The following is a 13,849-nucleotide window of genomic DNA, read 5'->3' on the forward strand; positions in this document are numbered from 1 at the left end:
GCACGCATCGCCATCACACCCGAGTCGTCATAATCCGACCGTCCTGCCTGGGGGAATTTGGGGTGGCCAAGGGTGGGGGAATTTGACCTGGCCATCGGGGCATCCACCAAGTGGCGCTGAGCGATGAGCACGACTGCGGAATGGGCGTGGGCCATCGACTTGAAGCCCGAGGAGGCTAAGTTGTTTGGACTATTGCGATTCGATCCGTCTCGCGACCATGATGCGCTGTGTAAGTCCTGCGAGGCGGCGGGTGAGTTGGCGCGATCGCTGCTGGCACGAAAGGCCCTCCCCGCAATCCGGTTGCGCTACTTCACTGATCCGGAGCTCAACATCGGCTCCAGAAAATCCCGCAAAGAGGTCTTCGAGTTCAACGGGACTCGCGGCTATGACATCCTGAGCCACGGCAACTTCCTGCCGTACCTGCGCTACTTTGTCGAAGGCCCTGCCCTGCCTCACCAAGTAGCCGACGCGTTTCGCGCCCAGGTTCAGTCAATGGGATACGTCTCTGGAAGCGACATCGACACGCTCAAGCGCTTCGCACGCGATGCGGTTCGATCTCATCGTTTGTCAGCCGGGTCCGCCGCAGAAGAGTTCTTCAAGCTTGCGATTGAATGTGATATCGAGGTCTACATAGCCAGAATGGTCCGCGATGCAGTTCGAGGCGTGCGATAGCCGAACCCTATTGGCCTCGGCTATAAAGGATGATACGAATACATCTTCGGGGACAGGAGAATATGTGGGCAAATCACATGAAGCTAGCGCGTCGGCGACTGGCTATCTCTTTCAATGCCGCTATGCCTTGCTGGCCAGACTTCGCGCGACTTTCGACGCTCCACAGCTCGAAATCTAGATCGAGAAGTTTGATGACATCGCGTTCGAAGCTGATGGCAATGCAATCGAGCTGATTCAAACCAAACACCACATAGCCAAGCGCGGCAATCTGACCGACAGCAGCACCGACCTATGGAAAACTTTGCTGATCTGGTCGAAGCTGGTAGCAAAGAACCCCGACGCCTCCTTTCGAACCCGATATGTGCTGCTCACAACCAGTCAGGCCCCGGAGGGATCGGCAGCATCGTTTTTGCGGGTGCGTGATCGTGATGAGGCCGAAGCCGACAAGCGCCTCCTTCATACAGTTGCGTCGTCGAAGAGTAAGCATAACGCTGAGGCCTATGCTGCCTACAAAGCTCTGCCCAACGAACTCCGGCTGAGTCTTCTACGCGCAATCTACGTCCTTGACGGATCCCCAATATCATCGACGTGCGCGAAGAGATTGCGCGCGAACTTTATCGTGCAGCAGTACGGGACCAGATCGACAATTTTGTCGAACGCCTTGAAGGATGGTGGTTCGGGACGGTCATACGTGCCCTGAACGGCACGCAAGATGCTCAAGAGCGGCGGAACGTCGATTCCCGAACTGGCCGCGAGCATTGCCTGCGTCGGTTTGCTGCAAAACATCAACGTCGTGCGTGTCCCCGATGGCGAGCACGACGAAGTCGTGGCCGGTCCCCGTCGCCTTGCCGCGCTCAAGCTGCTGGTCAAGTGGCGCAAGCTCGTCAAGGACTTCGCGGAGCTCTGCTTGCTGGCGCCGGACGCGGCTGCGCGCACCGTGAGCTTGATGTAGAACTTGCAGCGCGAAGCCATGCACCCGGCCCAGAATGTATTGATGAGCTTCTTGGAGCTCGCCCGATTGGCTTAGCGGGTCTCTTACTTACGCAGATAAAGAGCCGCCGATTCGGGCGCTCAGTCTACGGCCGAGCGCCCGAGAGACCTTAAAGGGAGGCGTCCTTGATCTTCTTCAGGGGGCGAACCTTCACGCGCACGGTGGCGGGTTTGGCTGCGAATTCGCGCTCGACCTTGGTGAAGGGGTCGATGCCGCGGCGTTTCTTCTTGGCGGGGATCGCCTGCGCGGTGATCTTGAGCAGACCTGGCAGCGTGAACTCGCCCAGGCCATCTCAGCCAGGTGAACCTGGAGCGTGGTCTTGTTGAAGGCCGTCTTGATCGGCTTCAAGGGCGCCACGCTTGCAGTTGGCTTCTTGGCCACAGCGGCCTTGGGGGCTGCGGATGCCTTCTTCGCAGCGATGGTTTTCTTTGCAATTGCCATTGGTTTATCTACTTTCGATTGATGAAAATGCGCGAAGCGCGCGACACGATTGTAGAAACCTTGTATGTGCACGCGAAGTTCAACAGCCGCAGAGTCTGATCGCTGGATAGCCCTGAACTTCCCCTGCGCCACCAGCAACCATCTGCTACGCAGACGTGCGCACGTTGGAAGGACGCTAGCGGCGAATCTGCGGACTCGCCAAGGGTATCGAACGCTGCGAGTCCTCGCCAATTTCTTGCTTGCCTTTCTGAGGATTCCAAGACGAAGTCGCCTCCTGAATGAACAAGGCAATCGAACCAGCCAGCCTCACGTCCCTGGCATCGGATGACCCCGCAAGGGCTTGCTCGATGTGTAGCCAGCCCTTCAATGCGTCCGCCCTGCTGGTGCGCGTCTTGTCCCCTGAACTGGAAGTGGGTCGAGCTTTTCTCAATCGCCCATGCTCCTGGGCTTTCAGCCGCCAGAGGTCCGGGTGGCTCACGTTCCGGCCGCGGGTGGCCTGCCGCGTGGCTTCGGCCTCAACACCATAGCCGCGCAGCTTCTCGGCAAAGGTCTCGCGCCACCGCTGCAGATCGGCCTTGCGCGGGTTGAGTCGTCGGCCGTATTGAGACTCAGCCCGCACACTGACGTGCACATGCGGGTTGGCCTGGTGGTCGTGCAGCACCATCACGTACTTGTGGTCAGACAGCTCGGTCTGCGCGAACTCGCGAGCAGCCATCTGCACGATCAGCGGGTCGGTGCCGCGCGGCATGGACAGCATGATGTTGAAGGCCTCGCGCCGGTACCCGACGTCGTCGATCAGGCTGCCCCCGAACCGCCAGTCGTCGGCCAGTTCGTGCACCGCGCTTTTGCCACGGACGGTCTCGCCCTGCTCGTTCTCGATGTCGAGCCGACCGTTCTTGCTGATGTAGCGGAAGTGGGCCGCAATGGCCTGCATGCCCCGCCCTCCCCCCGTGACCTTGACCATGACCTGCGGCGCCCGGCGCACCACCGTGGCTTCGATGCGTTGGCGGATGGCGGCCGCCCGCTGTCGCATGGAACAAGTGTCCAGCCTAGGCTGGGGTTGGACCTTGACTATCCGGTTGCCCGGATAGAACAGGCGGTCGCCCCACTGAACGAGCACGCCATCGATGCTGGACGTCTGGGCCATTGTGTTCTCCTCGTAGTCAGCGGGTGGAACGGTGCTGGGTTTCGGCGGTGTGCCTGCGCGGGCGCAGATCGGCCAGCAAACCCGCGACCTGGGCGAGATGTCGCCGGACATCGACATCGAGCGCGTCGAGCATGTCGCGGTACACCATCGCCTGCGGCACGTTGCCCAAAGTCAGGAAGCGCGTAAGAACGTGTACGTTGCGGCTGAGGCTGGACAGGTGGGCGTTGGACGCTGTGAGAACGGCGAGCTGATCGGTTCGGCTGGTACCGGATGTCAGCGCGGGAATGCCAGCGACGAGACCGGCCAGGTAGGCGCCGCGTGAAAGACCCGATGAACGAGCGCCAGCAGCCAGCTGCTCTGCTTCAGAAGTTGTCAATCTGATTGACAACTTGACGATGAGTCCTCCAGGTGTTGAGCCGTTCCCAGAGGAAAAGAACTGCGGTGGGGACAACTCATCCAGCCCCAGGTCGCGGGCCACGGCCCGCCGGACCAGCACCGACACACTCACCCGTTGGGCCGTCGCACGAGCGACCAGCGCGGCTTTCAAACCGCGCATATCGACCGTCACGAAGTCCGGGTTTTGTGCGTTCATGTGCCTACCGAAGGTTGAAGACGTGAGCAAAGCGAGGCGTTTGTGAAACTGGCGGCCGGCCGCCTATCCTGCACTCATCTATGAACTTATGGTCGTTGAGGATCGGTAGATACGAGTCGCTGGATTCGGTCGAAAATCCAGCAAAACGCATGCGGCGCTGATGGCGGCCAGGTTGTCAATCAGATTGACATCCGACCAGGCGAAGAGCGTCTGCATGCAACTTGATCCACACGGGAGGAACCCAGTTGAACAACGAATCACGGCCTCGCGGATTGGACCGGACTCCAGAGAGAGACGAGGTACTGCGCCGAATCGGTCGAAATGTCGTGAATTTCCAGATGGTTGAAGCCATGCTCAAGCACATGAATGCCAATGCTTCGGTGCACGGGCCAGCAAGCCAGCTGGAAGAGCGCATGGAAGCGCAGAGAACTGCGGTACACCGGAAAACCATGGGTGAACTGGCCGGAAAGATGGTGACCCACGTACTGCAAGCGCCACCGGAACACCAGACGCCCGATGAGATCACGGAGCCCTGGATTGGCTTTCACTTCACCGTTGAGACCGATACGCAGTTCATAGACCAGCACGACCAAGAGATGCGCGTCTTGGTCGATGCTCGCAACGATCTGATCCATCACTTTCTGCCACGCTGGCACTCTGCGGTAGACGGTGACGCGGAAACGGCGCTGGCGTACTTGGATGCCCAGCGGGACGAGACCTTTCGCATGATGGACAGGCTCAAGGGCTGGGTGAAGGCGCTTGACGAAGGCCGGCGACAGATAGCTACCTTCTGGGCCTCCCCCGAGAGCGTGCGGCAGATGGAACTGGGTTTTCTGCAGAGCAGTCACCTTGTGGCGATGCTCGGTGAAATTGCCCTGAAAACCGCACGGCCACACGGCTGGGCATATCTCACCACAGCGCTGAACCTGATCCGTCGCGAGGCACCCGACGAACTCATCGACCTGCAGAAACGGTATGGGCACCAGAACCTCAAGGGTATTCTGTTGGCGGCCGAGTACTTCGACGTGCTGGAGGAGGCACTACCCAATGGGGGCATTCGAACGGTTTTCAGGATCAACGATCGGTACACGCTGCACCTTGGCCAGGATGTCGCAAGCGAGCCGAAATCGGTTGCGAAGGCCTTGCCCTCTGTCAATCAGATTGACAACTCACGTCCCGTACCAGGCCAATGAGAGTGAGGCGGCTGGTCTCCACCGTTTCCTTCTGACCGCCATTCAACGGGGTCACATAGAGCTGTCCGGCTTGCGGCGGAGCTAGCAAGGTGTTCACGACCACTTCGACACCACCCATGCTGGCCAGTAGCCTCAGCGGTGCTTGACGGGGAGCGCGAGTGACAGGTTCCGCAGGTGGAGCAAAGACTTCCAGAATCTTCTCGGTCTGATCCTGGGCTACGCCCTCACCCAGGCTGACTTCCATGGATTCGATCAGTGTCGAGGTGCCGCGCCGCACACTGCCAGACCCCTCCGCCAGATCGGCTCGGAGCGTCATCACGCGATCTCGGGTGATGACGCTGCGATCAGACGCCCAGGCCTCGACGTATTGAGGGTGTTCGTTGGCCAGTTTGCGCAGCTCGTAGAGTTCATTCAGTCCCCGGCAGCGTCCCTCCCGGTACGCCGACATCAACCAGTCGGGTGGATCGATCAATGCGGTCGCCAGGGTCACGTACTGTCGGCTCTTACAAATAGTCCTCGCAATGTCGGCCTGCGACTCGCCCCGGTTGAGCGCCCGCTGCACGAACAGCGCGATCTCAAGCGGAGTCAGCCCTTTGCGTTGTTCGTTCTCGATGAACTGGTCCACGCTGTTGGCCGTGTTGTCCAAGAAGGCCGGGATCTCAGGTATCCCTGCGAGCTTGGACGCCCGAAGGCGCCGCGCCCCGAAGTTGAGCATCCATCGGCCGGGCTGTGTGGGGTGCGTGCGCACGGACACTGGCTGGCGCACGCCGCGCGCCTTGATGGTCTCGGCGAGTTCGGCAAGGGACTCGTCGTTGAACTCCTGCCGGGGTTGGTCCGGATCTTCATCAATGGCACCGAGCGGGATCTGCATCGGAGTGCCGCTCTCCCGTGCCGCTGGCAGCAGATCCAGGTCATCCAGCGACAGGGCCATGGTCCGCTCCGTTGATGGTTGTGGCAATGGCTGTCGCATCCGCCGGACTCAGCGACAGCACCGTATTGGCGATGAAGGTCAGTCCAGGCTCGATCTCGCGCCAGGCGTCGCGGGCTGCGGTTTTCTTCATCTCCCACAGGGCGAGCCCTTCGGCCTGCGCTTCGGCCACTGCTGAACGGCGCGGCATTGACGCGATGTCGCCTGGCTTCGGTCCAAAGAAAATCAGCAGGGGATTGAATTGCTGGATCAGCTGCATGAAGTTCTCTTTCTGCAGCGGCGTGGCCTCCACCATCGTTGGGTACAAACCGATCAGGTGCAGCTTCGGATTGAGCACCGCCTTGATCTTGCGCACGCCGACCCGCGGGTGGTTGAGCAGCGCGGACACGCCGCTGATGGCTTCCTGATTGAGCTGGATCGGCGAAAGCACGAAGTCAGCCGAGACCAGCGCTGCGATGACGCGGATGTCGGGGTTGGGATTGGTGTCCACGATGCAGACGTCGAAGCGAGTATCCATGGCCGCCAGACAGACACGGAAGTTGCTGGCAAAGGTGTTGTGTAGCGTGGGCTGGCGTTCCAGATCCGAGAGGTCCCGATCAGCAGCCGCCAGCACAAAGTCGCCACTCGGTATCGCTGGGTTGCTATGCGCAAGCAAACAGCTGGCCGGGACTTCGGCCACAGCGGTGCGCTGGCACTTTCGCAGGGGATTGGAGAAGTTGCCCTGGTGGTCCAGGTCGATGGCCAGCACGCGCAGGCCGAGTCTTCGGTAGTGGTGAGCCAGCAAGGTGGCAACGGCGGATTTGCCGACGCCTCCCTTCTGGTTGGCGAGCACAAGGGTCTTCATGAGGAGTCCTCCGGCACGATCAACAAGGAAGGTCCGAGGCGGAGGAAGGTTCCCGGGCGCCGCACTCGATGCGCCAGCGGCCGGGATCGCGCGAGCCGGCGCCAGCCGACGAGCGCGTTTCAGAAAGTCGCGCGCACGCACCGCCCGATGATGGGAGCGGTGCGATACATGGCAGGCGCTGGATTCGGCTGGGAATCCAGCGCATTGATCGTTCAGGCCTTGAGCTTGCGCATCTCCTCGGCCAGCACCCACAGCGCGCGGTTCAGGCTCACGCTGCGGTCGATGCTGGCCACCGGGCGCGTGTGCAGACGGCGGCCCTTGGCTCCCCTGCCCAGCTGGCCGCCTCTCAATGCGTTCTCCTGCACGCGCTGGAAGGTGGTCCACAAGCTGGCGCCGAAGTCTTCGGGGCGGCGGGCCTCGATCAGTTGGTCCGCGGTCACCGGTGCCGGTGGTTCGCCCTCCCCTCGCTCGCCGTAGCGCAGCGCCAGTGCGGCAGTGGCGTAAGCCCGCTGTTCCTCGGGTTGAAGGGTCAGGCACTTCATGCTTTCGGTGGAAGCGTCCACGGCCTCGAAATCCTCCAGCACCCGGAACGCGCCTTCAATCACCTCGTCCTCGATGTTGCCCTTGTGGGGGATGCGGATGTCGTTGGACACGTTGCCGACCACCAGACCATTGCAGCAGACAAAGCGGAAGACCCCAGCAAGCATCTGGTAACTGCTGGCGCCGTCGTGGCTGTTGATCAGGATGATCTCGTTGACCTCGGGCCGCGAGTTCACCTGCCCCGCGTGGCGCATGCGGATCATGTGCTTGGTGAACTCGGTCTTGCCTTCGATGCGGCTTTTGCTCTGGGCGACCATGAGGGGCTCGAACCCCTCGTTGCGCAGGCCGCGAAGTACCTCGATGGTGGGGATGTAGGTGTAGCGCTCGGAGCGGCTGCCGTGTTTGCCTTCGGCAAAGATGGACGGGGCGGCCCGACGCATCTCGTCTTCAGCCAGTGGCGTTTCGCTGCGAATCACGAAGGTGTTCTGGCCAAAGCGCGTGGCCAGACGGGGTGCGTTGGATGTTGAGAACATGGTGATGCTCCTGAATCGGTGAATGGTTGGGGAAACGGTGTGGGTGTATGCCGGACGGCCGAACCGCCCGGTGTGTGGCTTCAAGCGCTGGCTGCCTGTTGGGCGCTGTTGCTGCGGGTGCGGCGGGCCTCACTCTCGGCCTTGCTGTCGAGGTAGTCGATATCCTCAACGGTGAATTCCACGCCGTAGACCTCACGGCCCTCGCTGTCCAGGTACTGGTTGTTGTGCAGGCGCCCCACGAGGTTCACGTGCGAGCCTTTGCCCAGGTACTCGGCGGCGTGTTCGGCCTGCTTGCCCCAGAGCGTCCACTGGATGGCAACAGCCCGCTCTTCGCGGTCTTCACCACTGCCCCGGTACTGGTTGCTGATGGCGGTCAGCAGTGCTTTGGCGAGCTTGCTCTCGCGCCCGTTGACGAATTCGAACTTGACGGCACCGGCCAGGTGCGCGTGGCGCTGAATGACTAAAACGTTGGACATGTTGGACTCCTTGCATGAGCGAATCGGCCGGGCCCCGATCCGGGGTCCCTGAAAACCGATCCTCTCGCTCGGACTCCTCGCTCCCGCCCACGGGCGGGCGGGGGGTGGGCAAGGCCCCTTCCCTCGGGAAGGGGTGGGGGATGGGGAAAACATCGCAGCCGAAGCAGTGAGCCTGTTGCCTGGCCCACCGCTGAAAGATCCCCCCACAAGTCCCCCTCACAGGGGGACGGGGGCGCCGTGGGGGGATGACGGTGGGCCGACTGGCGCACGCGCTGCCCCCACCTCTTCGGGCGCCGCAGCACTGCGCAGGTGTCCGCAGTGCTTGAGCAGCGGCGGCTCTGCGGACGGCGTGACACCAAGCGCAGCGACTGGCGCGACGTTCGAGCCGCTGCGATCACTTGAGCTCAAAAGAAAAATGGGCCCGAAGGCCCATGGTTCACACTAGGCCCAGTTCAGCCATCGACTGAACCGAGCTGCCCGCCACGATGAAGTGATCCAGCACCCGCACGTCGACCAGCGCTGCCGCCTGCTTGAGCGTCTGCGTCAAATACTCGTCGGCCCGCGACGGGTCGGCCACCCCCGAGGGATGGTTGTGCACCAGCAGCAGCGCTGAGCTGCTGCGCAGGAGTGCATCGCGGACCACCTCGCGCGGGTAGACCGATGTCTGGCTCACCGTGCCCCGGAACATTTCCACGTAGTCGAGCACCCGGTTCTGCGCATCAAGGTGCACCACCGCAAACACCTCGTGCGGCAAGTTGCCTAGCCGGGCGCGCAGGAAGTCCTTGACCACGGCGGGCGAGGACATCACGTCGTTGCCTCGCACCTGCGCCGCCAGCAGTTGCTGTGCGACCAGCAGCACCTCGTCTGCCTCGGCCGGACGGTACTGGCCAGCGACATCGCGCACCAGCAAAGCGGAAGCGGCAACCGAGAGCGCCTGGAAGGAATCGAGGGAAGAAAACAGATCGTGCTGCATGACGGACTCCAGTGATCGGGCGGGATTGCCCGAGACCGGAACCGGCACGCCGCAGCGCAGCGGTCACAGGTTCGAAGACGGCCGAACGGCCGCCAGCGCACAAAGTGCGCGCAGACCTTGACGGCGAGAACGGTGTGCAAGGATGAAGGGAACAGCAAGCCAGCCCCACCACACAAGCAGGCGCGAAACAGGCAAGAGCAGCGCGCAGGCCGGGGGGCCCACCGACGGCCAGAGGCGTCAGGGATCGAAGCCGCATGGCCGCGACCCGGCACGGGGCGCGGGGCGCAGCCCGCAGAGCCCGACGGCGATAGCCGGGACGCACAAATCCTCACTGCGGCGAATATGGATCAATTTCGTGCATCAACGCGCAGGGTGTTACGTCGCGCCGGCAAGACGGTGTTGATCAGAGTCCACAGGCTCCAGCAGCACATGTCAGCTGTGGTCATTGAGTGCTCACGGTAAGGGGAATGGCCCGTCCAAGTGCGGATTCATCGTGCATCGGCACAGCATCCGAAACGCCCAACTTTTAAGCAGCCGCCCGCAAGTCAGGCTGGCTGTGGCCTGCGGGCGTTGTCCACCTGGTTATCCACAGGCTAGGACACAGTCTCTGTGGGTAACGGATCTGCAGTTCGCGTATTCGATCCTGTTAAAAGTGTAGCGACGCTCTCATCGGCGCTCGCCAGCCACTTACTTGACTCAGAGCGGCCGACGCATCAGGCGATACAAGGCCTGGTCGTACTGGTTTTTCCGGCGCAAGGTCAACGCAGACGGGTACCACGCATGAACGTCCATCTTTTTGTTGGCTGGCCATCAACACCGCACATCCCGAAGATCCGTTGCCACCCCTGTGGAATAGGCTGATCTGGATGGCCCGCATCTGGCCAGCAAGCATCGCCGTGCTGATGGCCGTGGCTATCTATGGTGCTGCGCTGGGAGCTCAAGACCTGAGGCACAGGGGAGCGCGACATGGGCGACGAGGGCTCCACAACGGACGAGGCTTTCTCGTTGGCACATTCAAGAATTCACAGAGAAGGCAAGATGGTCGCCCTGGCCAAGGGCGTGGCCTTGCCGCACGACCTGTGGCAAACCGCCGGCCTGATGCAGGAAGACCTGGGCCGGGTGCCGGAAGTGGATGACCCGTCGTTCATGGGCCTGGTGTCTTCGGAATCGCCAAAGCGTCGCCCAGCGAACAGACGGCCGAGGAAGTGAGAGATAACTTGATGGGATGAAATGGGCCTCCCGAATGGTGGATACGCCCTTCCCCTACCCTCTGGTCTCCACGAAGCACTGACTTGAACGCTGTCCTGCCACCAACGCTTCATGACGCGCCCCGCAGCGCTATCGATCTGTTCAACAGCGCTTGCTTCTGCTTCAGACTTGACCAGCGCAAGCTGACGCGTTCGCCAGATTCGGAGCGAGACCAGCCAGGGCTTTCACAGAGGGTTCGACAACGCTGGCCGTTTCTCCTTGCAGCACTGCCGGTGTGCGTCGCGACACCGCAATGCCATCGCATGGCGCAAGTGATGCGGGCGGTCGAATCGGATGTGCGCTTCAAGGATGGATCGCACAACTCCCTGGTCAACGAGACCTACAGCATGATGCGCTTCGACGCAATGGAGCGTGTCGATCCTGCGCCCGCACCCACCGCCGCGCAAACCTCTGCGGCGTCTCCTGAAGACCCCGCTTGTCCGAGCGTTGCTGAACGGACTCAAATGGTGGAGTTGCTGTTTGGCGCAACCGGATCACCCCCTTCACCATGTGCGGCATCTGCGGTGAACTGAGATTCGACGGCGCATCGCCCGATATGCGGGCGGTTGAACGCATGTCCGAGCACCTCGCGCGCCGCGGGCCGGACCACAGCGGCACGTTCGTCGACGGGCCTCTGGCCTTCGGTCACCGGCGCCTAGCCATCATCGACTTGTCGCCGAGCGCCGATCAGCCGATGGTGGACACCACGCTGCACCTGGCCCTGGTATTCAACGGCACGATCTACAACTACAGGGAATTGCGGGCTGAGCTGGTCGAGATGGGTTACACGTTCTTCTCGGAAGGCGACAGCGAAGTGATCCTGAAGGCGTATCACGCCTGGGGCGAGCAGTGCGTGCAGCGCTTCTACGGCATGTTCGCCTTTGCCATCTGGGACATGCAGGAAGCAGACGACAAGCACCGCGCCAGCCTGTTCCTGGCGCGCGATCGTTTCGGCATCAAGCCGCTGTACCTGACGCAGGACGCCGGGCGGCTGCGCTTCGCGTCGAGCCTGCCGGCGCTACTGGCCGGCGGCGGCGTGGACACGCAACTGGATCCGGTGGCCTTGCACCATCACTTCACGCTGCACACCGTGGTGCCGGCACCACGCACGGTGCTGCGCGGAGTGCGCAAGCTGCCGCCAGCAACGACGATGGCGGTGAGCCTGGACGGGCGGGTCACGCAGCGGGTGTACTGGACTCTGGATGTCACCCGGCCGGCGCAGCCACCGACCGAAGCCGAGTGGCTGGACGCAACGGCCAAGGTACTGAAGCGCGCGCTTGAGCGCCATCGCCTAGCGGCCGACGTGCCGGTGGGCGTTCTGCTGTCGGGCGGTCTGGATTCGAGCCTGCTGGTCGGCTTGTTGGCTGATCATGTGGACGATTTGCTGACGTTCTCGATCGGCTTCGAGGGCATCCCCGGCGTCAGTGTGGGCGCGGAGAAGGCAGACGAATTCGAGTTTTCGGACCTAATCTCGGAGCAGTACAAGACCCGTCACCACAAGCATCTGATTCCCGACAGCGAAGTGCTGGAACGCCTGCCCGAAGCCGTGGCAGCGATGACCGAACCCATGATGAGCCACGACGTGATCGCGTTCTACCTCCTCAGCGAACGGGTGTCGAAGGAGGTGAAGGTGGTCCTGGCAGGCCAAGGTGCCGACGAGGTTTTTGGCGGCTACTTCTGGTACCCGCTGATGGATGCTGAAACTGGCCCGGCGGTCGAGCGCTTCAGTCGGCACTATTTCGACCGTGACCATGCCGAGTACCTGGAGATGATTGCACCAGAGTGGCATGTTCCTGATGTGACGACAGAGATGGTTGCTCAAGAACTGGCCAAGCCGCAGGCCGACACGTTCCTCGACGAGGTCTGGCGCTTTGACGCCACCACCTTGATCGTCGACGATCCCGTCAAGCGTGTGGACAACATGCCGATGGCCTGGGGCCTGGAGGTTCGAGTGCCCTTCCTGGACCACGAACTGGTGGAGCTCGCAGCGCGGATGCCGCCGGAACTCAAGCTCAAGGAAGGTGGCAAGTACCCGCTCAAAGCGATCTCGCGCGGTGTGATCCCGGACGCAGTGATCGACCGGCCCAAAGGCTACTTCCCGGTGCCCGCCCTGAAGCACGTGCGCGGCCCGTTCCTCGAACTGATGCGCGGCATCCTGCAATCCGATGCCTGCAAAAGGCGTGGTCTGTACCAGCGCGCTTACGTCGACAAGCTGTTGGCCAACCCAGAGGCGCACTTCACGCGCATTCAGGGCAGCAAACTGTGGCACTTGGCGCTGCTGGAATGGTGGCTCCAGGTGCATGTGGACAGTGTGGCGAGTGGTGCAGGCGCGGTGTAAGCATGACCACGAATTCCCTGGCCCGCACCCCCGACTCCGAATTGAAGCGCACGGATTGGCAACGCTCGGACCGCATGCCGCCCGCCACCCAATAAAGGCTGATGGTTTGGAGCCCACCGGCCCGATGAACCAGCGCTCTAGCCGATCGGTCAACCGCGGCCGCTGCGGCTGATCGTCACGGCGCCAGGCCTATCGCGCAGTGGATGATTGCCAACGCAGCTCGTTCGTGACGCTGAACAGCAGGGGGATGAACACACCCAGGCAGATGGCAGCGAGCACATCCGAGGGCCAGTGAACACCGAGGACGAGACGGGAAACGGCGACCAGGCCTGTCCACAGCACAGCAAGCACCATCGCCAGGGTCCCGGCCTGGGGCCAGATACGCGCCACGCACAAAGCGACAGCGGTGGAGAACGCCGCGGTCGTGAGGGTGTGCCCACTGGGAAAGCTGGAACCCCATTACCACTGGGCATCCCACAATGCCGGGCGAGCCCGGCCGACAATGGCTTTCATGCCCCAGACGACGAGCGTTGCCGCGATCGGCGATGCACCCACAAGCAAAGCCTCGGAACGGCGCCGGGCGACGAGCAGTGCCACGGCAGCCACGACTGCAACGGGCACCAGAAACCGCGCTGACCCGCTGAACGTGAACGCGGCGAAGAAGTTGCTCAGCGCGGCGGGCACATGCTCTCGAACAAACCACAGGATGGCCTCGTCAACGGGCCCAGACTCTTTCGCGACCACATCCTCGATGAGCTTGACTCCACCCACGGCCACGGTCAGCAGTCCCAAGACGGACAACTGGCGCTTCGTCATAGGCTCGGTCCATTGCGGCCTTTGCCGCCGTGCATAGGCACCCAGCAACGCATAAGCGCAAGCGATGAAAAGGCTCAGCTTGGCGATGTCCGCCGCGATATTGAAGAGCATCCTTCA

15 protein-coding genes and 3 pseudogenes are annotated in these 13,849 nt (G+C 62.2%); 7 read left to right on the forward strand and 11 right to left on the reverse strand.

The window, feature by feature from the left end:
• Positions 1–123 precede the first annotated feature (123 nt).
• Complete coding sequence (locus tag ASE11_RS21270; RefSeq protein ID WP_056276498.1) at positions 124–672, forward strand: hypothetical protein; 549 nt, start codon at positions 124–126, stop codon at positions 670–672.
• Between the two features lie 73 nt (positions 673–745).
• On the opposite strand, the gene ASE11_RS26020 is transcribed toward ASE11_RS21270, so the two are convergent.
• The gene (locus ASE11_RS26020; RefSeq protein WP_156406446.1) at positions 746–910 is read right to left on the reverse strand and encodes a hypothetical protein; all 165 of its coding nucleotides are present in this window, start codon (positions 908–910) and stop codon (positions 746–748) included.
• A 465-nt stretch (positions 911–1,375) separates the two neighbouring features.
• Between ASE11_RS26020 and ASE11_RS21275 the strand changes: the two are divergent.
• Positions 1,376–1,621, forward strand: a pseudogene (locus tag ASE11_RS21275) (ParB/Srx family N-terminal domain-containing protein); the annotation flags it as partial.
• A gap of 151 nt (positions 1,622–1,772) precedes the next feature.
• On the opposite strand, the pseudogene ASE11_RS26785 reads toward ASE11_RS21275, so the two are convergent.
• Positions 1,773–2,044 (reverse strand): annotated as a pseudogene (locus ASE11_RS26785) (hypothetical protein).
• Between ASE11_RS26785 and ASE11_RS26335 the strand changes: the two are divergent.
• Positions 1,983–2,126, forward strand: coding sequence for a hypothetical protein (locus ASE11_RS26335; RefSeq protein WP_200959400.1), 144 nt, complete (start codon positions 1,983–1,985; stop codon positions 2,124–2,126). The pseudogene ASE11_RS26785 and the gene ASE11_RS26335 overlap by 62 nt on opposite strands.
• A gap of 153 nt (positions 2,127–2,279) precedes the next feature.
• On the opposite strand, the gene ASE11_RS21280 is transcribed toward ASE11_RS26335, so the two are convergent.
• Together ASE11_RS21280 and ASE11_RS21285 are read right to left on the reverse strand one after the other, a co-directional pair.
• Complete coding sequence (locus ASE11_RS21280) at positions 2,280–3,251, reverse strand: relaxase/mobilization nuclease domain-containing protein (protein WP_056276502.1); 972 nt, start codon at positions 3,249–3,251, stop codon at positions 2,280–2,282.
• A 16-nt stretch (positions 3,252–3,267) separates the two neighbouring features.
• Complete coding sequence (locus tag ASE11_RS21285; protein ID WP_056276506.1) at positions 3,268–3,843, reverse strand: hypothetical protein; 576 nt, start codon at positions 3,841–3,843, stop codon at positions 3,268–3,270.
• 338 nt (positions 3,844–4,181) lie between these two features.
• On the opposite strand from ASE11_RS21285, the gene ASE11_RS21290 reads away from it, so the two are divergent.
• The gene (locus tag ASE11_RS21290) at positions 4,182–5,036 is read left to right on the forward strand and encodes a hypothetical protein (RefSeq protein ID WP_056276508.1); all 855 of its coding nucleotides are present in this window, start codon (positions 4,182–4,184) and stop codon (positions 5,034–5,036) included.
• Here the strand turns inward: ASE11_RS21290 and ASE11_RS21295 are convergent.
• The 5 genes from ASE11_RS21295 to radC form a co-directional block, all read right to left on the reverse strand.
• A complete protein-coding gene (locus tag ASE11_RS21295) occupies positions 4,996–5,967 on the reverse strand; it encodes a ParB/RepB/Spo0J family partition protein (protein WP_056276511.1) in 972 nt (323 codons plus the stop codon). The genes ASE11_RS21290 and ASE11_RS21295 overlap by 41 nt on opposite strands.
• A complete protein-coding gene (locus tag ASE11_RS21300) occupies positions 5,948–6,949 on the reverse strand; it encodes a ParA family protein (RefSeq protein WP_235501401.1) in 1,002 nt (333 codons plus the stop codon). Before ASE11_RS21300 ends, ASE11_RS21295 begins: the two co-directional genes overlap by 20 nt.
• A 71-nt stretch (positions 6,950–7,020) precedes the next feature.
• Positions 7,021–7,881, reverse strand: a complete 861-nt coding sequence (locus ASE11_RS21305) for a DUF932 domain-containing protein (RefSeq protein ID WP_056276520.1) — start codon at positions 7,879–7,881, stop codon at positions 7,021–7,023.
• 80 nt (positions 7,882–7,961) lie between these two features.
• Entirely contained in the window at positions 7,962–8,357 is a 396-nt protein-coding gene (locus ASE11_RS21310; RefSeq protein WP_056276524.1) for a single-stranded DNA-binding protein, read from the reverse strand.
• Between the two features lie 436 nt (positions 8,358–8,793).
• Positions 8,794–9,330: a RadC family protein gene (gene radC / locus ASE11_RS21315; RefSeq protein ID WP_056276527.1), complete on the reverse strand. Its 537-nt coding sequence runs from the start codon at positions 9,328–9,330 to the stop codon at positions 8,794–8,796.
• A 966-nt stretch (positions 9,331–10,296) separates the two neighbouring features.
• On the opposite strand from radC, the gene ASE11_RS26175 reads away from it, so the two are divergent.
• From ASE11_RS26175 to ASE11_RS21320, 3 genes are all read left to right on the forward strand, one after another.
• Positions 10,297–10,539: a hypothetical protein gene (locus ASE11_RS26175; RefSeq protein WP_162258080.1), complete on the forward strand. Its 243-nt coding sequence runs from the start codon at positions 10,297–10,299 to the stop codon at positions 10,537–10,539.
• 83 nt (positions 10,540–10,622) lie between these two features.
• Positions 10,623–11,111 (forward strand): hypothetical protein, encoded by a 489-nt coding sequence (locus ASE11_RS26030; RefSeq protein ID WP_156406449.1) that lies wholly within the window; start codon positions 10,623–10,625, stop codon positions 11,109–11,111.
• Positions 11,087–12,916, forward strand: a complete 1,830-nt coding sequence (locus tag ASE11_RS21320; protein ID WP_056276530.1) for an N-acetylglutaminylglutamine amidotransferase — start codon at positions 11,087–11,089, stop codon at positions 12,914–12,916. Before ASE11_RS26030 ends, ASE11_RS21320 begins: the two co-directional genes overlap by 25 nt.
• 189 nt (positions 12,917–13,105) lie before the next feature.
• Here the strand turns inward: ASE11_RS21320 and ASE11_RS27160 are convergent.
• Positions 13,106–13,357: pseudogene (locus ASE11_RS27160) on the reverse strand (phosphatase PAP2 family protein); the annotation flags it as partial.
• A gap of 18 nt (positions 13,358–13,375) precedes the next feature.
• Entirely contained in the window at positions 13,376–13,843 is a 468-nt protein-coding gene (locus tag ASE11_RS21325) for a hypothetical protein (protein WP_056276534.1), read from the reverse strand.
• Positions 13,844–13,849: the final 6 nt, after the last annotated feature.

Origin of the sequence: Hydrogenophaga sp. Root209, from assembly GCF_001428625.1 — a bacterium.
Taxonomy (GTDB): domain Bacteria; phylum Pseudomonadota; class Gammaproteobacteria; order Burkholderiales; family Burkholderiaceae_C; genus Hydrogenophaga.